14 protein-coding genes are annotated in these 20,036 nt (G+C 59.6%); 3 read left to right on the top strand and 11 right to left on the bottom strand.

What is annotated here, in order from left to right; translation table 11 throughout:
- Positions 1 to 20: 20 nt before the first annotated feature.
- Genes ACLRGI_RS15685 through ACLRGI_RS15675 form a run of 3 tightly spaced genes read right to left on the bottom strand, consistent with a single transcriptional unit; the run spans position 21 to position 6,887 of the window.
- A complete protein-coding gene (locus ACLRGI_RS15685; RefSeq protein WP_419202541.1) occupies positions 21 to 4,877 on the bottom strand; it encodes an NAD-glutamate dehydrogenase in 4,857 nt (1,618 codons plus the stop codon).
- A gap of 58 nt (positions 4,878 to 4,935) precedes the next feature.
- Positions 4,936 to 6,246 carry a CpaE/TadZ family protein gene (locus ACLRGI_RS15680; protein WP_419202540.1) on the bottom strand — a complete coding sequence of 437 codons (1,311 nt, stop codon included), beginning with the start codon at positions 6,244 to 6,246 and terminating at the stop codon, positions 4,936 to 4,938.
- On the bottom strand, positions 6,243 to 6,887 hold the full coding sequence (locus ACLRGI_RS15675; protein ID WP_419202539.1) for an SAF domain-containing protein: 645 nt from the start codon (positions 6,885 to 6,887) through the stop codon (positions 6,243 to 6,245). The genes ACLRGI_RS15680 and ACLRGI_RS15675 overlap by 4 nt, the downstream gene beginning before the upstream one ends.
- Before the next feature lie 154 nt (positions 6,888 to 7,041).
- On the opposite strand from ACLRGI_RS15675, the gene ACLRGI_RS15670 reads away from it, so the two are divergent.
- Positions 7,042 to 7,263, top strand: coding sequence for a helix-turn-helix domain-containing protein (locus ACLRGI_RS15670; protein ID WP_419202621.1), 222 nt, complete (start codon positions 7,042 to 7,044; stop codon positions 7,261 to 7,263).
- On the opposite strand, the gene ACLRGI_RS15665 is transcribed toward ACLRGI_RS15670, so the two are convergent.
- Positions 7,260 to 7,847, bottom strand: coding sequence for a calponin homology domain-containing protein (locus tag ACLRGI_RS15665; protein ID WP_419202538.1), 588 nt, complete (start codon positions 7,845 to 7,847; stop codon positions 7,260 to 7,262). The two genes, ACLRGI_RS15670 and ACLRGI_RS15665, sit on opposite strands and share 4 nt — an antisense overlap.
- 273 nt (positions 7,848 to 8,120) lie before the next feature.
- Here ACLRGI_RS15665 and ACLRGI_RS15660 point away from each other — a divergent pair, with 273 nt between their 5' ends.
- A complete protein-coding gene (locus tag ACLRGI_RS15660; RefSeq protein ID WP_419202537.1) occupies positions 8,121 to 8,771 on the top strand; it encodes a LysM peptidoglycan-binding domain-containing protein in 651 nt (216 codons plus the stop codon).
- A gap of 150 nt (positions 8,772 to 8,921) precedes the next feature.
- Positions 8,922 to 9,344, top strand: coding sequence for an Rv3235 family protein (locus ACLRGI_RS15655; protein WP_419202536.1), 423 nt, complete (start codon positions 8,922 to 8,924; stop codon positions 9,342 to 9,344).
- Between the two features lie 102 nt (positions 9,345 to 9,446).
- Here the strand turns inward: ACLRGI_RS15655 and secA are convergent, their stop codons facing one another.
- From secA to mtrA, 7 genes are all read right to left on the bottom strand, one after another.
- Positions 9,447 to 12,188 (bottom strand): preprotein translocase subunit SecA, encoded by a 2,742-nt coding sequence (secA, locus tag ACLRGI_RS15650; RefSeq protein WP_419202535.1) that lies wholly within the window; start codon positions 12,186 to 12,188, stop codon positions 9,447 to 9,449.
- 42 nt (positions 12,189 to 12,230) lie between these two features.
- Entirely contained in the window at positions 12,231 to 13,520 is a 1,290-nt protein-coding gene (locus ACLRGI_RS15645; protein WP_419202534.1) for a winged helix-turn-helix domain-containing protein, read from the bottom strand.
- A gap of 33 nt (positions 13,521 to 13,553) precedes the next feature.
- Positions 13,554 to 14,282 carry a ribosome hibernation-promoting factor, HPF/YfiA family gene (gene hpf, locus ACLRGI_RS15640; RefSeq protein ID WP_419202620.1) on the bottom strand — a complete coding sequence of 243 codons (729 nt, stop codon included), beginning with the start codon at positions 14,280 to 14,282 and terminating at the stop codon, positions 13,554 to 13,556.
- 142 nt (positions 14,283 to 14,424) lie between these two features.
- Positions 14,425 to 14,871 (bottom strand): ComF family protein, encoded by a 447-nt coding sequence (locus ACLRGI_RS15635; RefSeq protein ID WP_419202533.1) that lies wholly within the window; start codon positions 14,869 to 14,871, stop codon positions 14,425 to 14,427.
- 684 nt (positions 14,872 to 15,555) lie between these two features.
- Positions 15,556 to 17,274 (bottom strand): LpqB family beta-propeller domain-containing protein, encoded by a 1,719-nt coding sequence (locus ACLRGI_RS15630; RefSeq protein WP_419202532.1) that lies wholly within the window; start codon positions 17,272 to 17,274, stop codon positions 15,556 to 15,558.
- Positions 17,271 to 19,259 (bottom strand): MtrAB system histidine kinase MtrB, encoded by a 1,989-nt coding sequence (gene mtrB / locus ACLRGI_RS15625; protein ID WP_419202531.1) that lies wholly within the window; start codon positions 19,257 to 19,259, stop codon positions 17,271 to 17,273. The genes ACLRGI_RS15630 and mtrB overlap by 4 nt, the downstream gene beginning before the upstream one ends.
- On the bottom strand, positions 19,231 to 19,905 hold the full coding sequence (gene mtrA / locus ACLRGI_RS15620) for an MtrAB system response regulator MtrA (RefSeq protein ID WP_419202530.1): 675 nt from the start codon (positions 19,903 to 19,905) through the stop codon (positions 19,231 to 19,233). The genes mtrB and mtrA overlap by 29 nt, the downstream gene beginning before the upstream one ends.
- Positions 19,906 to 20,036 lie beyond the last annotated feature (131 nt).

Genomic DNA, 20,036 nt, shown 5'->3' with positions numbered 1-20,036 from the left:
TTTGCGACGCCGGGACTTACCTAGCGTCGGACGATTGACCTCAAGAGCCTTAATGCTACCGACAGTGAAGCCATGTCGTCGGCTTCGAGCGCGTTGACCTCATCAAACATGGTTTTGGCCCGTCCCAGCTGTTCGGCATTCTGCCCTTCCCACGCTTTCAGGCGAGCTTCTGCCGCGGCTCCGGACTCTGTCGACTCAAGAACCGACGTCGTCATATCCGCAACCGTCGAGTACAAGTCGTCACGGAGAGCTGCACGTGCCAACGCCTGCCACCGGTCATCGCGCGGCAAGGAGCTGATTCGTTCCAGCAAGGAATCCACATGGAAGCGGTTGAACACCGTGTAGTAGACGTGCGCAACGTCCTCGACGCCTTCGCTGCCGGTTTGGGCTATCCGGGCAATATCCAAAAGTGCGTAGCTCTCGAACAGCTCGGCCCACCTGTGCGCGAGGTGCTCCGGCAGTTCCCATCCGCGGGCTTTGTCCAACCACCCGGAGATGCGGATCTTGTCCTCACCGCGCAGGTAGCCCAGAAGCTTGGCCCTCAGCGGAGCCAACATGGGCTTGAAGGATTCCACCACCTCCGAGATGGGCTGCGACGCCATCCCCTGGCCCAGCACCCAGCGCACTGCCCTGTCGAGCAACCTGCGGATGTCCAGATGGACTTCACTCCAGTGTTCGGTGGGGAAGGATGCAGGAAGCGAATTCAGCTCGGCAACCATCGGATCGAGATCGTAAATTTCGCGCAGCGCCACAAACGCCTTCGCAACAGCTACCTCATTGGCCGATGTTTCTTCAATGGCCCGGAAAGCGAAGGTAATGCCGCCGAGGTTGATGATGTCGTTGGCGACTACAGTGGCGATAATCTCGCGCCGCAGCGGGTGAGTGTCCAACTCGGCGTCGAACCTCTCCCGCAACTGCTTCGGGAAGTATTCACGGATCGTGTCCGCAAACCATGGATCGTCGGCGAGGTTGCTGTCACGAAGCGCCGAAGCGAGCTCGATCTTTGCGTATGCGGCCAGGACCGACAGCTCGGGAGACGTGAGTCCTTGACCCTGCTCCAACCTCGAACGGAGGGTTTCTGTGGTGGGCAATGCCTCAAGATCGCGTTTGAGGTCGGCAGATTTCTCCAGCCAGTCCATCAGGCGCTCGTAACTTGGGCTCCATTCCGCCACGCGGGTCCGGTCGTTGAGGAGAAGGATGTTCTGGTCGATGTTGTCTTGGAGGACAAGTCGACCCACCTCATCGGTCATATCGGCAAGGAAGCTGGCTCTTTCGGCAGAGTCAAGCTTTCCCGCCGCTACCATTCGGTCAACGAAGATCTTGATGTTGACCTCATGGTCGGAGCAGTCCACGCCTGCAGAGTTGTCGATTGCGTCGGTATTCAGGATGACGCCTTGCAAAGCGGCCTCGATGCGTCCCCGCTGCGTCAGCCCCAGGTTTCCGCCTTCACCCACAACCTTGACCCGAAGATCCCGGCCGTCAACGCGAATGGCGTCATTGGCCTTGTCACCAACGGCAGCATGGCTTTCCGTACTTGCCTTGACGTAGGTGCCGATACCGCCGTTGTAGAGAAGATCTGCCGGCGCCAGCAGGATCGCGCGAAGAAGTTCCGGTGGGCTTAGCTGCGTCGTTCCGTCGGGAAGGCCCAACGCTTTGCGTACTTGGTCCGAGACCGGAATGGTTTTGGCCTGACGCGGATAGACTCCACCACCTTCGCTGATGAGCGTCCGGTCATAGTCGTCCCACGAAGACCTGGGCAGTTCGAAGAGCCTCTGCCGCTCCGCAAACGATGCGGCAGCATCAGGCGAGGGATCGAGGAAGATGTGGCGGTGGTCAAAGGCGGCCAGGAGCCGGATATGCCGGGAAAGCAGCATGCCGTTGCCAAAGACGTCACCGGACATGTCGCCAACGCCAACAACCGTGAACTCCTCGGTCTGCGTATCGAGGTCGAGCTCGCTGAAGTGCCTCTTGACTGACTCCCATGCTCCGCGCGCTGTGATGCCCATGGCCTTGTGGTCATAACCGACCGACCCGCCCGAAGCGAACGCGTCCCCGAGCCAGAACCCGTATTCTGCCGCCAGTCCGTTGGCGGTGTCGGAGAACGTGGCGGTGCCCTTGTCCGCTGCCACCACAAGGTATGAGTCGTCGCCGTCGTGCCGGACAACGTCCGACGGCGGCACCAAGCTTTCGCCGTCTGCCGAGGTCACCAGGTTGTCAGTGATGTCCAGGAGGCCTCGAATGAAGGTTTTGTAGCTCTCAATTCCTTCTGCCATCCAAGCGGCCCTGTCCACTGCCGGGTTGGGAAGCTTCTTGGCGAAGAACCCTCCCTTGGCGCCGGTGGGAACTATTACGGCGTTCTTGACGGTCTGCGCCTTCACGAGCCCCAGGATCTCAGTCCGGAAGTCCTCGCGCCGGTCGGACCAGCGAAGGCCACCACGGGCTACCTTCCCAAAGCGCAAGTGCACGCCTTCAACTCTCGGAGAGTAAACCCAGATCTCATACATGGGTCGTGGGAAAGGAAGTCCATCAATTGACGTGGGATCGAGCTTGAAGCTGAGGTAGTCCTTGTTCTGGTAGTAATTGGTCCGCAACGTCGACTCAATAAGGTTTACGAAGGTACGCAGGACGCGATCTGCATCCAAAGTGGCCACCTCTTCGATCGACTCCGCGAGAGCCACACGTGCTGCGGCTTGGAGTTCAGGCCGCTGTGCTTCGGCAACAGTGGGGTCGAAGCGGGCAGAGAAGAGCTCGTTGAGCCCGCGAGCAACATCCGGGTTGCCCAGGAGAGTATCGGCGATGAAGCCGAAGGAGTTGGTGTTACCCATCTGCCGCATGTACTTGGCGTAGGCACGGAGGACCACAACCTGACGCCAGTGGATGCCTTCACGGAGTACCAGCCGGTCAAAGTTGTCCGACTCGACAGCACCCGTGATGGCTGCGCCGAAGGAATCGCCCAAAAGGTCTCCCGTGGCCAACGGATCGACGCCCGCGGGGTACTTGAGTCCGAGATCGTAGAGGAAGAAGTCGCGATGATCTGAGGTTTCAATCTCGAAGGGCCGCTCATCCAATACCTCAAGGCCGAGATTGTGGAAGTAGGGAAGAATCTGGCTGAGGCTCTTGGGCTCCATCAAGTAGAGCTTGACGCGGGCGTCCTCTTCCAGAGCCTCGCCGGCACCTTCGGGGAGGTAAACATGGACACCCGGTCTGATGTGTTTGGTTACCCGTCCAGCCCGCTCCGCCTCGGCACCATACTTCTCGAAGCGTTCAATGTCTTCCAGAGCGTCTTCGACTTCGTAGTCCACGCGATACCCTGCGGGGAATGCTTCAGCCCACAGTGCAGACAAAGCATCAGCGTCCTCGGCAGACCTTTGCTCGCGGAGAACCTCTGAGATTCCTTCGCTCCACGACCGGGACGCACGCATCAGCCGTTGTTCCAGCTCTTTTACGTCAACTTCGGCCAGTTCAGCTGTGCGGGGCAGCCGAATCCTGAAGAACACACGCGCCAACGCGGATTCAGTGATCCGGGCCTCGTAGTCGATGCTCTCGGCGTGGAACGTTTCCCGGAGTTCCTGCTCGATCCGGAGTCGGACGCTGGTGGTGTAACGGTCACGGGGCAGGTAAACCACCGCGGACATAAACCGGCCGTAGATGTCCGGACGCAGGAACAGCTTGGTCCGGCGTCGTTCCTGGAGTCGCTGGATCCCGGTGGCCGTGGTGGCGAGATCCGGAATTTCGATCTGGAAGAGTTCATCGCGTGGATACGTTTCAAGGATTCCCAAAAGATCCTTGCCGGAGTGGGAGTCGATGGGGAACCCTGCGTTCCGCAGGACAGCATCCACCTTGTCCCGAACGATTGGGATGCTGCGTACCGACCCGGTGTAGGCACTGGTCGCGAACAGGCCGATGAAGCGCCGTTCACCATTAACGTTGCCCCACGCATCGAAGCTCTTGACGCCGATGTAGTCGAGGTAGGCGGGCCGGTGGACAGTGGAACGCGAGTTCGCCTTGGTGATTACCAAGGCACGCTTCTCCCTGGCGCGCTTTCGGCCTGCATCCGTGAGGTGCTGCACTTGACGGGTGGTGTCGCCTGCGCGCAGGAGGCCGAGGCCGCTGTCTTCCCGAAGTTGGAGAACGTCCTCGCCGTTCTCTTCAACGAGGTCGTATTCGCGGTAACCCAGGAAAGTGAAGTTGCCGTTGTCGAGCCATCGCAATAGGTCTTGTGCCTGTCGGAGTTCGGCCACTTGCTCTGGGTGGGTGACGCCGCTCAACGCTTCGGCCAGCTCGAGCGCTTTACTGCGCATCTTGGGCCAGTCCTCCACAGCCGCCCTGACGTCGCCGAGGATGCGCTGCAGCCCTGCGACCAATTCTTCCCGAGCGTCATCACTGACGCGGTCAATTTCTACGGCAATCCATGACTCCATATGCGAGGCGTTATCGCCGTCGCCCAGGAGATGGGCAACGCTGGGCAGCGCAGCGGTGTCGCCACTGGAGATACCGACGTTGGACGGGACCCTGGAAATACTGCTCACCTCGCCGGACACCCGCTCACGGGTGACCACGAACAAGGGGTGCATCACCAAACGGATCGCGCAGTTCTGGCGAACAAGTTCTGCATTGACGGAGTCGACAAGGAACGGCATATCGTCCGTGACGATATATACGACATTGCGCTCAGGTTCGACGGCGATTTCGACGACGGCATTTCCGGGTCGTCGGGATTGGGCAACTCTCCTGTGTTTTGTTGCCCGCGCGATCAGAAGTTCAGGCGAATATGCACGTGAATCCTCCTCTGCGAGGTGTTCATAGTAGTCAGCGAAGAACCCTTCACGGACAACTGCTGCATCGGACCGATCCTCCACGCTGGATCCTGACGACATCTACAAACGCCTCCATCACATGTTGTTTTGCTGCGACTCTGCAGCCCACATGGCGAGCCTAGCGCTTAAGGAGTCGCAAAGCTCTGAGAGTTCGACCAAACGAATTGCGATTTTGCTGGACAGGTGCACAGACCAAGTTGGCTATTGCTATCCGAAGGGGGGAATCAGGCGCTGCTTCCAACAGCACCGAGCCGGACAGCAAAGCAGCGTCACACACAGCGGTGTCGGATGGAAGGTAGGCATCGACCCCCGTTCCCGGCCCATAGCGGTCCCATGCGTCGTTCAGTTGCCGCTCGGGCGAAGGGCCGACTGTGGAGCGCTTCACTTTATTCAGCACGACACGGGGAGATACCCCGGGAACCGCGGACTCAAGCTCCGCCAGCCCCCGTACCAAGCGCGGCACTCCTATAGCATCCGCCGTTCCTACGGCGAACACGACATCAGCCATTTCCAAACTGCGAAGCGTGGCGGCGTTCCGCCGCGGAGCCATGGTGTCAAAACTGAGCTCCTCATCGGATTCGAGGCAGAAACCTGCATCTACTACAACATGGTCCGCCACTTGCCTGGCCCGTTCCAGGACCACCGAGACGGCTCCTGCCCTCAGTTCCGTCCACCGATCCGCTCTCGTAGTCCCCGTAAGCACCCGAAAAGTCCCGCCCTTCGTGTAGACAGGTATCGCTGCCGCCTTGAGGGCATCGATATCGAGGAGGCCCTGATCCGCGAGCCTGCAAGCTTGAGCCAGGCCCGCCGACTCATCCAACAGGCCCAGCACTGCCGACACACTGGCCCCATAACTATCCGCATCCACGAGAACGACAGACTCGCCGGCAGCGGCCAGCTCCGCCGCGATGTTGACCGCCAGTAGAGTCCTGCCTGGTGCACCGATAGGTCCCCACACAGCTGTTATCCGGCCCGCTCCCTCAGGCGTATCCTCGATGCGGTCAGCCGGACTCTCCAAGAGCAGGTCAGCACCGGGATCTGCGAATCCTGCGTCTCGAGCTACCAAAGGCTGATTTCGTAGACCCTCACGGCCGACGGCTTCCGAAATTTTGCTCGCCAGGTCCGCGGCCTCAATGCCAGTCGCGGCCGACACCGCCCCGATGGAGTGCAGGCGATTGGCCTCTGCAGGGTCGTCTGTCAGGGCAATGATGGACACGCCTACGGCCCCTAGGCGATCAACCAGCGTGGTGGTGAGTTCCTCACAACCTTCCGCTACGACGGCCGCCACTGCGAGGCCGCTTTGGCAAGCAGCAATCAGTTCAGCAAGCTCTGAGCAACGGCGGACAACTGTTACCGGTCCATGCAGACGTTCCAGCCCGCCCACTACAGCCTCCTGAGCTGACCCAACGGTAACAACAGGAATGCTCATCGGACCGAGCCAGCGGGGTTCCAAACGACTGACACCTTGGCCTTGTTGGCTTGGGCACCCAGCAATTTTGGCATCTGCTCATCAGCAACCAGCACCATCACCACGGTAGTCTTCGCCGAGCCCAAGGTGGTGGAGCCAGTGGTCATCCCGGCAATTTCTGCACTCGGCAAAAGCAATTGCGGCTCCTCAAACGCACTGCTGGATCCGGGCATGGCAATCCAGACGTCAACCCTGGCGCCTGGAATGGCCTGCGCGGGAAGCTCCTCCTCAAGGGTAACGGCCACCGGTTTACGATCCAGGGCATCCGGCGAGCCCAGGCTTTCCTGCGGAACCAACTGGTTCTTTGCTACCCGCTGCAGCGCAACCTTGCCCACGGCGAGCCCATGTTCGACGGTGACATAGCTGGGCTCGACGTCGTCCAACCGAACTTTGACGATGGACAGATCCGAATCGGTGACCACCTGACCTACTGCGATGTCTTCCCGGGCGGAGTACACCTGCGTCGTCCTGTCGGCTGAACCAACCAATGCAATGACGCCTGAGATCGACCCCAAAACCATAAGAACGCCGATGAGTAGCCGCGGGTCCTTCCAGGATGGCTTCTTCAACCTTGGGGCGGCGATGCTTACACTCTGACTCATTTTCCTGCTCCCCGCTGTGAATTACGGCATGGCCGATGACACCTTCTTCCTCATTGTCACCGGCGACTTCCAAGGCTCCAAAGCCATTGGCCTCAAAGGAGCCGAAACTGTGGATAACTACACCAAAGGCCAACAACGGTGGCAAAATGATCCCATGCCCCGATTCCTGACTCTTGCGGACGTCGCCGAACAACTACAAATCAATTCGCCCCAGGCCTACGCCTTGGTTCGAAGCGGCGAGCTCAAAGCCATACAAGTGGGAGGGCGGGGCCAGTGGCGCATCGAAGAAAAGATGCTTGAACAATACATAGAGGACCGCTATGCGGAGGCCAGCCGCATGATCGAGGAAGCCAGGAGCAAGAGCAGCCAGTCTTAGGTACCGCTGCCCCTGAAGTCCTGATTCCCTACGGAGCAAAGCGCTGCCAAGGAGCTGAAGGGGACGGTCATGACAGCGGCCACATTACCGGCCCGGCGCACTTCCCCGTGCGGAACAACGGCAAGGTCGAAATGGTCTCGGCCCACCCTGTCTATGACTCCGTGCAGCTTGTGCCCCTCACCAGTCCGCGCTGTCAGATGAACTATCACCTCAGAGCGGTCTTTTGCCAGCGCCCTCAGCGCGGAACCGATCCCCAGCAGTCGTTGCGTCCGTGATGGCGGCTTCAGCGCCACCCTCCCCAGCCCTTGGTAGGTCAGCACTGACAGGTAAGGCACGAGCCACTGCCGTGTACCCTCCGCCAGAACCAGCCAATCGCCTCCTACACGGCTCAGCGCTCCTCGAACAACTTGGCCGTCGACCAAGACAATCTTGATTTCAGCACCAGCGGCACCCCGGAGCCGATCGCTTAGTTCGATGCCAGCAAGCTCAACCCTGGCGCGGTCAGAGATCTCAGATTCCTGCTCCAGTGCGCGTCCGGCTGAGAATTGCGCTTCCAAGTCGTTGAAAAGAGAGTCCCATCTCATGTGGTCAGACTAGGCTGCAGGAAGGAAGCATTACCAATCCAGCGACACCAACGGGACCCGATTGGACAAAGAGACGCAAGTCAGCCCAGAATGGGCCACGTAGAACAAACTGCATCAAATTGCATCAAATGAGCTTGGGGGCTTTGAATGGCACGAACATTGCGTAGTGACTCTGCCCTTGCAGCATGTGTTCTTGGTCTTGGCCTGTTCCTGGTTCTCGTAGGCAACTTGCTCGTTGCCCAGTGGCAGTCGGCTTCTCGACACAATCAGGGCTTGACGTTTGAACATCTTCTCGGTTTAGTCGCCAGCGCCGTGGGGATTGGCATTATTATCTGGTGGGTGCTCTCCTTGTTCATCGCCTTCCTGGCAGCGATATTGCATCGGGGCGGGCACAGGAAGTCTGCCGACTCTTTGTCAATGTTCAGCCCCGCCTTTATGCTGCGACTCGCCGTGGCCGTCATGAGCGTGAACCTTATGGGCATCGGCGTGGCTCAAGCAGCTGCTGCGCCGCCTGAACCGGGATGGCACAGTACATCCCCGCTTGGCATGGTGAGCAGGCACGCAGCGTGGACACCCACTTCTTCCGAAGGTGTCGCTTCCGTCCTCCCAACCGTCAACGACTCGAATGCCTCAGGCACCCGGCAGGATGATCCGCGCTGGCAGCCTCAACCTCCCGTGGTTGATCCCGGGCTTCTGGGCCGCCAGCCCTCCCGTCCTGCCACGGCGCCGGGCAAGGCCGACGTCGTGGTTAAGGATGGCGATTCCTTGTGGTCAATCGTCGAGTCCCGGCTTGGACCATTCGCGACGGACGTGGACATCGCGCTGGCATGGCCCAAGTGGTACGCCGCCAACCGCGCAACCATCGGAAGCGACCCAAGCGCGTTGCTCCCGGGTCAGGTCCTGAAGCCACCCTCACCGAGCTAATATCAAGGGCAGTCCCTGACCGCCCTTCCTCCGACCGCCCGCTCAGGGGCCGTCTGCATTTCAAACCAATATTTAGCGTCATCCCAGCAAAAGCCACGAGCACAGCGTCCCCACGCTGCAGCTCATGTAGTGAATGCCTGAGGTGTGACCATGACCGTTGCAACAGCCAACCGACCAGCGAGCCGTCGGAGCACAAAACGTACAAGCCCTACCTACGGCCCGGGCGGTTCGGACATTGATGTCCGACTCGTGGCCAGGAGCATTGCGCAGGCAGCCTTGGAAGTCCTGGCCGGCACTCGTCCAGTGCATCAGCTTTCCCGCTCACTGGATCCGGAGTGCTACCTGTCCCTCCAGCATCGAGCAGCCCTTACGCGAAAGCACGCAGCCAAGACGAGAGGTAATCCGCAGCCGCATCGCAGTCCCATGGTCCGCTCCGTTCGCGTCTGCTCAATATCCGACTCCATATGCGAAGCGAGCATAGTTGTGGCGGAAGAGCAGCGTTGCCGTGCCGTTGCCATGAGGTTGGAGCGGTTGGATGGCGTATGGCAGGTTACCGCGCTGGAAATCGGATAAGTTCAGGGCACATGCTGCGGGGCAAGGAAAGCATACAAAAAAGGTGAACCCTGGACGATACGTCCAGGGTTCACCCTTTCAATGCTGCTTTAGGGAACCGGTTCAGCGGCGCTTCTTCTTTGCCTGTTTGCGCTGGTCCTGGCCTGCTGCCTTGGCAGGATTGCCGGAGCGACCCGAAGCACGGCCCTCAATGCGTGTCTGGGTTGCTCCATCTTCACCGGGCGCTGTGTACTGCAACTGCGCAGGCTTTTCCGGTGCTTGGAGGCCCGCCGCACGGATCTGAGGATCGTGATGCTCCGTGTGCGCGCCAGCGGCGGAGCCGTCCGCCACAACCACGTCCTCAGCAGGAGTCACTTCAACTTCGAGGTTGTAGAGGAAACCGATGCTCTCTTCGCGAATGGCCTCCATCATGCTCTGGAACATCACGAATCCCTCGCGCTGGTATTCCACCAGGGGATCACGTTGGGCCATTGCACGCAGACCGATCCCCTCCTTGAGATAGTCCATCTCATACAGGTGTTCCTGCCACTTGCGTCCAAGAACTGAAAGCACAACCCTACGCTCAAGCTCACGCATGCTCTCCGGGCCAATAGCCTCTTCGCGTGCCTGGTAAACAAGCTTCGCGTCAGAGAGGATTTCCTCCTTCAGGAACTCCGCAGTGACCTTGGACTTACCGCCTGCTTCGTCGATGATTTCTTGCGCTGTCACCGTCGCCGGGTACAACGTCTTCAGGTTTGCCCATAGCTGGTTGTAATCCCAATCGTCACCTGATCCTTCCGCAGTCGCGGCGTCAATGAGCGCGTTGATGGTGTCTTCCAGGAAGTACTGGACCTTTTCGTGCAGGTCATCGCCTTCAAGGATGCGACGACGGTCGCCGTAAATGGCTTCACGCTGACGATTGAGGACGTCATCGTACTTAAGGACATTCTTGCGCTGCTCGGCGTTACGGCCTTCTACTTGGCCTTGGGCAGATGCGATGGCCCGCGATACCAGCTTTGACTCAAGGGCAACATCGTCAGGTACTGAACTGTTCATCAGCCGCTCAGCAGCGCCTGAATTGAACAAGCGCATGAGATCATCCGTGAGCGAGAGGTAGAACCGCGATTCGCCGGGGTCACCCTGACGGCCGGAACGACCGCGCAACTGGTTGTCGATGCGGCGCGACTCGTGGCGCTCTGTTCCAAGGACGTAGAGTCCGCCGAGGTCCAGCACTTCTTCATGCTCGTCCTTGACGGCCTGCTTCGCTGCAGCAAGCGCAGCCGGCCACGCGGCCTCATACTCTTCTGAGTTTTCCTCAGGATCCAGCCCCCGCTTGGCAAGTTCGGCAATGGCAGTAAATTCGGCGTTGCCACCGAGCATGATGTCAGTACCGCGGCCCGCCATGTTGGTTGCTACGGTAACCGCGCCTTTGCGCCCGGCCTGCGCCACGATGGACGCCTCCCTGGCGTGGTTCTTGGCGTTCAGCACTTCGTGCCGAATACCTTCTTTGGCCAAGAGCTTAGAGAGGTACTCACTCTTTTCGACACTGGTGGTACCCACCAGCACAGGCTGGCCGTTCTCGTGACGTTCTGCAATGTCCTGCACTACAGCGTCGAACTTAACCACCTCGTTCTTGTAGACGAGGTCCGGCTGGTCGATGCGCTGCATGTCGCGGTTGGTCGGGATGGGCACGACGCCGAGCTTGTAGGTGCTCATGAATTCGGCGGCTTCAGTCTCGGCCGTACCCGTCATACCGGCAAGTTTCGAATACATGCGGAAGTAGTTCTGCAGTGTCACTGTGGCGAGAGTCTGGTTCTCTGCCTTGATCTCTACGTTTTCCTTGGCCTCAATGGCCTGGTGCATGCCTTCGTTGTAGCGACGTCCAGCCAGGATGCGGCCGGTGTGTTCGTCAACGATCAGGACCTCGCCATCGAGAATGACGTAGTCCTTGTCCCGCTTGAACAGTTCCTTGGCCTTAATGGCATTGTTGAGGAAGCCAATCAGCGGGGTGTTGGCAGATTCGTACAGGTTCTGTATTCCGAGGTAGTCCTCGACCTTTTCAATACCGGCTTCCAGCACGCCCACGGTGCGCTTCTTCTCATCGACTTCATAATCGACGTCGGACTGCAACCGGAGGACGACCTTGGCAAATTCGCTGTACCAGCGGTTGGTGTCGCCTTGTGCGGGACCCGAAATGATCAGCGGAGTACGTGCTTCATCAATCAGGATGGAGTCGACCTCATCCACGATTGCGAAGTTATGGCCGCGCTGGACGAGCTCGCTGGCATCCCAGGCCATGTTGTCGCGCAGGTAATCAAAGCCGAACTCATTGTTGGTTCCGTATGTGATGTCAGCGGCGTACTGCTCGCGGCGCACGGTCGGGTCCTGATTGGACAAGATGCAGCCACTGGTAAGGCCAAGGAACCTGTAGACGCGTCCCATGAGTTCGGACTGGTACTCAGCAAGGTAGTCGTTCACTGTCACAACGTGGACACCTTTGCCCGAGAGCGCGTTCAGGAAGGCAGGCGCTGTAGCAACAAGGGTCTTGCCTTCACCGGTTTTCATTTCCGCGATGTTGCCCAGATGGAGCGCGGCGCCACCCATGAGCTGCACGTCGAAGTGCCGCATGCCCAAGGTCCTGGACGAGGCCTCGCGAACAGCTGCGAAGGCCTCCGGGAGGAGGGATTCCAAGGTTTCGCCGTCTTGGTGACGGGACCTTAGCCGCTCGGTTTCCTCACGGATTTCAGCGTCTGAGAAGGACTTGAAAGTGTCTTCCAGGGCATTGATGGAATCGGCATAGTTCCGCAGTGTCTTGAGTGTCTTTTTGTCACCCGTGCGGAGAAGTTTTTCGATTAGTGATGCCACGTGAAATTGCTCCCAGTCTCAAGCTGCCGAATTCTGGCTGTTTCAGTCTACGGGAGAGACTAACGCCACGGTGCCGGGTTCCCCTCTGAGCGGACTGCCCGGCTGAACGCGTTCTTCCGGGGCATCATCACCTTTCGCCACGGCTTCGGAAAGCACTCCGGCAAGGTCCCCTACCGGCCACACCACCACATCCTGAAGACCGAGCCATGTAGCCATGAGCCTTAGTTCTGCGGCAAGTTCGACGGCGGTATCCGCCGGTGCGTTCATCTCACCAAAAGCCGAGCGCACCAGGAGTTGGCCGGACGTACGGTCCGCTTTCAGGTCCACCCGGGCAACGATTGCTTCCCTGAGCAAAAACGGCAGGACGTAGTAGCCGAACCGTCGCTTTGCAGCTGGAGTGTAGATCTCAATCCGGTAATGGAACCCGAAGAGCTCCTCAAGCCGCCGCCTTTCGAAGACCAGGGAATCGAAGGGACTCAGCAGCGCCCGGCCTGTGGCCTTTCGTGGCAGCCTGGCGTCAACATGCTTGTAGGTTTCCCTGTTCCATCCCCGAACCACTACGGGTTCAAGGCGGCCTGCTTTGACCAAGCGTCGTACAGAATCTGCACCTGCCTTCAGGGGGGTCCGGAAGTAGTCGGAGAAGCACCTGACCGTGCCAATCCCGTGAGCTTGCGCCGCTGCATCCATCAGACGGTCAAGAGACGCTTCGGCGTCGACCGCAGGTGGAGGAACTCGTGGCATAACCCTTGAGGTCAGAGTGTACTTGCGCTCAAATTGCGCGGTCCGAGTAGCAGCGGAGATCCGGCCTTCTTCGAAGAGATGCTCCAGGACGCGCTTGACGACGTTCCAGTTCCACCCCCAGTTGTCACGGTCCGGATTTTCGTCATGCCCCAGCTTTGCCGTCACTTCGGACGCAGTCATCGGCCTTCCGGCGGCGAGCGCCGTCAGGATGCGGTCCTCCATGTCCTGACGCACAGCCGGATCCAGACGGTGGGCTCCCACCCAGGCCCGCTTCTGCCATACGAGCAAGTCATGGAAGTGCTCCGGGCGAATAAAGCTCGCTTCATGGGCCCAGTACTCCATCATTTTGCGCGGACTGCGGCCAGCCATCGACTGGAGGATGCGGGGATCATAATTGCCCAGCCGGGAAAAGAACGGCAGGAAGTGGCTTCGTGCCACCACATTAACTGAATCGATCTGGACAAGCTGTAATTGGGCAAAGGTCCGGCCCGCCGCCCGTGAAGTCACGGGACCGGTGGGCCGGACCTTTGCCAATCCTTGAGCTGCCAATGCGATCCGCCGTGCCTGTGACAGGCTCAGCGAAGCGGTCATTGAAGTCCCTTCGTACGTACTTAAGGCAAGGCCTTACTTGGCTGTAGCGGCCTGATCATTGGAGCGGTAGGCGTGGATCTTTTCTTCCACGGCTTCCTCGCCTGGTTCGCAGGTGGAATCGAGGGTGATGACACCGTATGTCCAGCCACTGCGTCGATACACAACCGACGGTGCGTTGGTTTCCTTGTCCAGGAACAGGTAGAAGTTGTGCCCGACGAGTTCCATGTTGTCAACAGCGTCATCGAGCGTCAGCGATGCTGCGGGGAACACCTTCCGGCGGATCAGGACGGGTGAGTCACCTGCCGGGATGTCGTTCTCGATGTCATACGGCGACCGCTCATCGACCTGCGGTGCGGACTCCTGATGGTTGCTTGCCTCTACATAAAGCGGCTCACTAGCACTGGCTGGCTCAAGTGTGGCCGTAGCTTCCCGCACTGCCTTAGGCGTGTGTCGGCCGTGGTGCACCTTCTTGCGGTCCTTCGCACGACGAAGCCTCTCAAGCAGCTTGTTGTACGCAAGATCGAAGGCAGCAAACTTGTCAGCGGCTGTGGCCTCGGCACGGATAACGGGGCCTCTGCCCAGGACAGTCACTTCAACGGTGAGTTCGCCAGGCGTCTGCCTGGGATTGGTTTCCTTGGAAACCTTGGCGTCAACCCGCTGGACCTTATCCCCCAGCGATTCAATCTTTGAGATTTTTTCGCCGGCATATTCGCGAAAGCGGTCAGAAACTGTCAGATTTCGTCCGCTGATCATGAACTCCATGGTGCCCTCCAATAACTCAGGTGACACGACAACGACGCTGTTGGGGGCTTGTCTGACGGACAGTCGAGCCCCTTTCCGAGCCGCTATCGACAGGTACATCTGTTCTTGGTACCCACAACCGACGTTAGTTCATCGGCACCCGTTATTCATCCTTTAGCCACTTAATTTTTGATTGAGTCTTAATGACCGCATGGGGGTCACCGCCAGCAGCGGCGAAAGCGTAAGCTGGTGGCCTTGTGGCTGCAAGCACAACTGCGCCGGAGACTATGCCGCCAGCAAGAGTGACCGCCCGCGATGCCTCAGCGAGGGTTGCCCCTGTGGTGAGGACATCGTCAACGAGGATGCATCTCCTGCCCCTCAGTTCCTCGGCCCCTCGTCGGCGTACCGTCATGGATCCACGGACCCGTCGGGCGCGTTCGCCTCTTCCCAGCCCCTTTTGGCCGCCGCCTCCGCGTTCCGCAGGGCTACGTCCCGACACCTCCTCAATAAGCCTTGATGCCACTTTTCGGACACCCTGGGGCTCTGCCATCTGCACAAAGGACTCCCCCGATTTCTCGAGCACGTCCAGGATCGGGCAGAGGGGCAGCATTCGGCGCATGCGGATGAAAAGGAGCAGAAGATGCACCGGGCTGAATCCCCGCCTGCGATATGCCTTCCCACCGCTGGGAATTGGAACAAGGCAGTATCCGGAACGACCACCGATGGCAGTTTCCACCGCCTTGCTGAGGCACGGAGCCAGAACATCCGCAAGGCGCCACTGACCATGATGCTTGAAGGACAACAAGCACCGCGCCAACTCATCCCGGTAAGGCCCCGCTGCTACCACCCCGAGCCTCACCGTTCCGTCGTCGTCAACCAAAGCCGGCGACTCCTGCTCTGCCCGGAATGGATACTTACACAGTTGACGGACCTTCCTTGCGCAGCTCCGGCAGAGTATCGCATCTTCCTTTTCACAGCAGACACAGTCGACGGGAACCAGCACAGCCAGAAGGTCAACCAGGGCCGCCTGCAGTTCTCCGATGGCACGGGCCGTTCTTCGTTGGTCCGGGCCACGACGTGGCGCCATAACAGACTCAGGCGGACTGAGGTCGGGGTCGACATACCGCCGGATTTGCCCTGGACGGAGCCATGGACCGGGGAAGGAACGGGAATTACTGACGGAGAGGATCACACCTCCAGCTTGGCCCTGCGGCTTTTCCTGCGAAAGGCACCCTTCACCTTTTGTGGATAAGCAAGCCGGATAAGAGAGGTAACCAAGGGCTCAGCAGAGGGGTCATCCGGGAAAAGCCGGTTCTGTAGGTCCTTTCAACTGAAGCTCCCAGCCATTTCCAACGCGTTGGAAGATGCCGGCGGCCGACTGTCCATAGATTTGCTCAGCCCCGTTTCCAACGCTAAGGCTCGTCAAACCGTCCCATGGTGCCAATTGCTGCGGTTCACTCGAGGCCAAAGACAGCAGCTCGGGAACAACGGTTGATGTGGGTGAACCTGACATCACTGCCACTGTGGAGCCGTTAACCCATGCGCCCTGATCAGCGGCAGTACTGCTGAGCAAGGTGATGGGAAGCGTGAGATCCTTCGGAACGCCATCGGGGTTCCGGACTATGCCCGTAATCTGCACGGCGGACTTACCGTTTGCCTCGGAGATGACCAGCGCCCTGGTCCCCTCCCTGGAAACCCTGAAGTCCTTAACCGTCCTTCCGGTCAGCCAGGACGGTGTCATGGTGACGCTGGGAACCCCGGTGCCCGGAGCTGTGCCTGTGGGCTTGTAGGCCACAACCTCGGCGGCCCCGTTGGCACCAGGCCCCGCTGTCCACACCCAATCGTTCGGGCTGAAGGAAGGGCCTGTAAGGGTACTTCGCGTGGTTAGCTGCCGCGCGGGCTGCCCTGGCTCGATGGAGTACAGAGTGGTTCTGTCGCCGTTGAGGAAAGCGGCTGTTTGCGAGACGGGCGACTCGGCAGGCGAGTGCGGTCCCAATCCGGCCACTGATTGAATGTCAGGTAATGGCGTAACCCTGTTGTTTTCGTAGCGCACCAGATCGCCGTTGTTTACTGCGATCTGCCGGGCAGGAACACTCTTGTCCAGTACGGGAGGCAGAACAGTACCGTTGTCCTCCACGCGTACCAGGTCCTGATCGGCCCGAAGTTGTACGTTGATGACATCGGGCTGGCTACGGAAGGTTAGCGCCAACTGGTTCTGCATCCTTTGGCGGTCCTCGGCGGAGGCGTCGAACAGCTCCTTCGCAGAGAGGTCTACTTGCGCGGCTCCGGATACAACCGGAACCGACTCCCGGGCGAGCTTCATTCCCGATGGGAACGCACTGACCACTGCTCCCCGCAAGTAAGGGGCGGGACCGGCCAGCAGGGCGCTGGTCATGGACTTGACCGTGCTCTTTTTGATGAACCAACGGTAATCCGGCACTGCGTAGGTGAATGTCGGGTCATAGAAGTAGATGGGGTTTGCCCCGTAGATGACTTTGAATGTCTCCTCAGGAATGGCCGTGCCATCAGGGACCTTGGAGATCCGCCACTCTCCTTCCACCTGCTCGAGCGAAACTGGAATGGTCTCTTTGGTACCTGGCGGGAATTGCGTAGCTACGCCGTCAGCATCCACTGAATAGGCGACATCGAGTTCGTAGAGGTATTCGTTCTCCCCCGCTGCCTTGACTACCTGTTGCTCGCGAAACACGAGTGCCCGCTTGTCCGGCTTCCACGTCACGGACTGCGCTTGCGTCAGGAACTGGCGTGCCACGGGATAGTCGTCTTCATACCCGCTGCCGGCCATGTAGAAATCTTCAATCACAGTCGCAGGACTTGAACCGGCACGCGGAGCAGCAGGGAAAAAGACCGGGGCGTTGGGATTTCCGGCGCCTTCATCTTTGCTCTTGCCAACAGGTCCTGAGCGGGGAATTTGTGCGCAGGATGCCAGTAGGACCATCAGCACGGCAAACAGCGCTATGACTGCCCTGCTGCGCCCTAAACTCAGCCTTCTCACGAGTCCTCCCCTACTCCTCCGTGGCCAGGCAGTGGCTTTCCGCCGTCGGCTTGGGACGGCTGGGGCGAGCCTCCGGAGTCCGGGCCAAGAACAAGCATCTGCCGTTCGCTGGCAGACCCCGGGAATCCGATGTCCGCAGGCTCCAGTTGAAGCGGCGACTTCACAATAGTGCCTCCCTGCCGCAGCGGAAGCGTCAATCGGAAGTTGGAACCGGCACCCTTTCGGCCCCAGGCCTGAAGCCAACCGTTGTGAAGCTTGGTGTCCTCGGCTGCGATGGAAAGGCCCAAGCCGCTTCCTCCGGTGGTCCGCGCCCGGGCAGGATCCGCCCGCCAGAAGCGGTCGAAGACCCTGGCCGCCTCGGCTTGGGTCATCCCGATGCCATGGTCGCGCACGGATACCGCCACAGCATCGTGGTTTGCCGCAACTGATATATGGATTGGTTTGCCCTCGCCGTGTTCCAGTGCATTAAGCAGCAAATTACGGAGAATGCGGTCGATCCTGCGGGAGTCCATCTCCACGATGATGCTCTTTTGGCGGGCGTTCAGCCGGACCTCGGAACCGTACTCTGCTGCCACCGGCGCCGCACCTTCCATAACGTGCGAAATCACTTGGAAAATGTCCTGTGGTTCTGCGTCAAGAACAGCAGCGCCTGCATCGAACCGAGAGATCTCGAGCAGGTCGGAAAGCAGCGACTGAAAGCGCTCAACCTGGTGATACAGCAACTCCGCCGACCTCTTATTCATGGGATCGAAGTCGTCCCGTGCATCAAACAGGACCTCAGCGGCCATACGTACCGTGGTGAGTGGGGTACGCAGTTCATGTGACACATCAGAAACGAAGCGTTGTTGCATTTGCGACAAAGTAGCCAACTGCGTGATCTGTTCCTGGAGGCTTGCGGCCATGTGGTTGAAGGAAGCGCCCAACCTCGCAACTTCGTCTTCGCCCTTGACCACCATTCGTTCCTGTAGTTGACCGGCAGCAAGCTTTTCCGATACGACGGCAGCGTGACTAACCGGACTGACGACGTTACGGGTCACATACCAGGCAATGGCACCGATCATGAGGACAAGGGCAGCGCCGCCAGCCCACAAGACGTTCTGGATCTCGTCCAGAGTTTGCTGGGCAGTGTTGAGGTCATAGATCAGGTATAGCTCGTAGGCAGTTCCGTTGAACGTGACCATGTTCCCCACGGCGATGCCGGGCCTGTCCTCGTTTCCCACCGGGAACTGCGTCGATGCCCAGAACTGTTGCTTGCCACCACTTTGAACGGCCTTACGCAGTTCCGGGGGAATCACCCGAACTGTCAGCTGGTCCGACGCACGCGACTCAACCCAGCGGTTACGGGGTTTGGTTTGTTCGGGAGCCGCCTCGAACACGTACCGGCGCTGGATGACCGAACCCCGGCCTTCCACAGCGGTCAACGTGTCATAGACCAGCGTGATGACGCTTGACTGATCGGTGACCTGCGCGCCGTCGAACGTGTCCTGGACCTGTTTGACGTTGAAGCGCGATTCGGATTCCGCCTGTGCCAGCCTCTCCTGGAAGAGGTTGTTGGCAATTTGGTTGGACAAGTACGCGCCCACGATGGCGAACGATGTCACGGCGAGCAGCAAGGTGGTCAGGACCGTACGGAACTCCAAGGACCTCCGCCAGCGCCGCAACAAGGAACGCCACACGAAGCGCAGACCTGGCCTGATTTGCCGCACGCCGATGGACACCAGCCGCGAAACACGAAGGATCAGGATCAGGCCGCGCCGTGTCCATATCCGCGCCCTGGTCAAGACCCACGAAACATCCCTGACCTCCTTGGCGGACTGGTCAGGGCTCGCTTCGGGGTGGGCGGGGGAAGTTTCCGGGGACTCTGGCTGTGCCGGTGTCAGCTGCTGGACACCGGCAGGATCGGGACGTGTGGGCTCGGAGTCCTTGCCTGCCGTGCCGGTCTTGCCGACCGGCGACTCAGGAACCTGCTTTATATCCGACACCACGCACCGTCAAGACGACCTCGGGCGCTTCCGGATCACGTTCAATCTTGGAGCGCAGGCGCTGGACGTGAACATTGACCAGCCGCGTGTCAGCAGCGTGGCGGTATCCCCACACCTGCTCGAGGAGCAATTCGCGGGTGAATACTTGCCAAGGCTTTCGCGCCAGCGCAACCAAGAGGTCAAATTCAAGGGGCGTCAGGGAGATCCGGTCTCCGCCACGGGTCACCATGTGGCCAGCAACATCGATGGTCACGTCGGCGATACGCAGGGTTTCGGGCGCCTTCTGATCACCCGGACGCAACCGCGCACGGACACGTGCTACAAGTTCAGCGGGCTTGAAGGGCTTGGGCACATAATCATCGGCGCCGGATTCGAGACCGCGAACGACATCCGACGTATCGGACTTGGCGGTGAGCATCACAATGGGGACGTCCGACTCGCCACGGATCTGCCGGCAAACTTCAATCCCATCCGAACCCGGCAGCATCAGGTCCAGCAGCACGAGGTCCGGCTTTGAGGAGCGGAAGATTTCCAAAGCCTGGCCGCCGTCTGCGCAGAACACCGGCTCGAAGCCATCATTGCGCAGGACAATGCCAATCATCTCTGCAAGTGCTTCGTCGTCGTCAACTACCAGAATGCGTGCCTTCATAGTTATATATTCCCTTATCACCAAGTCTTTGTCCCGTTGGGCGATGCGCACGGCATGGCGTCCCCAGGGCACTTCAACCGTACTGCACCTTGCCGCAACCGGGCCCGGGAGGGCGACCGGGACGGCAGGCT

This window comes from Paenarthrobacter sp. PPS72, from assembly GCF_048537125.1.
Classification (GTDB): domain Bacteria; phylum Actinomycetota; class Actinomycetes; order Actinomycetales; family Micrococcaceae; genus Arthrobacter; species Arthrobacter nitroguajacolicus_E.
The sequence above is the reverse complement of the archived record's forward strand: the minus strand, read 5'-3'. Positions and strand labels throughout refer to the sequence as shown.

What these genes read in the sequence shown, in the direction of transcription:
- hpf (WP_419202620.1), bottom strand. Translation starts at nt 14,282, where the DNA reads ATGGAGTTCATGATCAGCGGACGAAATCTGACAGTTTCTGACCGCTTT.
- ACLRGI_RS15670 (WP_419202621.1), top strand. Translation starts at nt 7,042, where the DNA reads ATGCCCCGATTCCTGACTCTTGCGGACGTCGCCGAACAACTACAAATC.
- mtrA (WP_419202530.1), bottom strand. Translation starts at nt 19,905, where the DNA reads ATGAAGGCACGCATTCTGGTAGTTGACGACGACGAAGCACTTGCAGAG.
- ACLRGI_RS15645 (WP_419202534.1), bottom strand. Translation starts at nt 13,520, where the DNA reads ATGACCGCTTCGCTGAGCCTGTCACAGGCACGGCGGATCGCATTGGCA.
- ACLRGI_RS15655 (WP_419202536.1), top strand. Translation starts at nt 8,922, where the DNA reads ATGACCGTTGCAACAGCCAACCGACCAGCGAGCCGTCGGAGCACAAAA.
- ACLRGI_RS15665 (WP_419202538.1), bottom strand. Translation starts at nt 7,847, where the DNA reads ATGAGATGGGACTCTCTTTTCAACGACTTGGAAGCGCAATTCTCAGCC.
- ACLRGI_RS15675 (WP_419202539.1), bottom strand. Translation starts at nt 6,887, where the DNA reads ATGAGTCAGAGTGTAAGCATCGCCGCCCCAAGGTTGAAGAAGCCATCC.
- ACLRGI_RS15680 (WP_419202540.1), bottom strand. Translation starts at nt 6,246, where the DNA reads ATGAGCATTCCTGTTGTTACCGTTGGGTCAGCTCAGGAGGCTGTAGTG.
- ACLRGI_RS15685 (WP_419202541.1), bottom strand. Translation starts at nt 4,877, where the DNA reads ATGTCGTCAGGATCCAGCGTGGAGGATCGGTCCGATGCAGCAGTTGTC.
- ACLRGI_RS15635 (WP_419202533.1), bottom strand. Translation starts at nt 14,871, where the DNA reads ATGCTGCCCCTCTGCCCGATCCTGGACGTGCTCGAGAAATCGGGGGAG.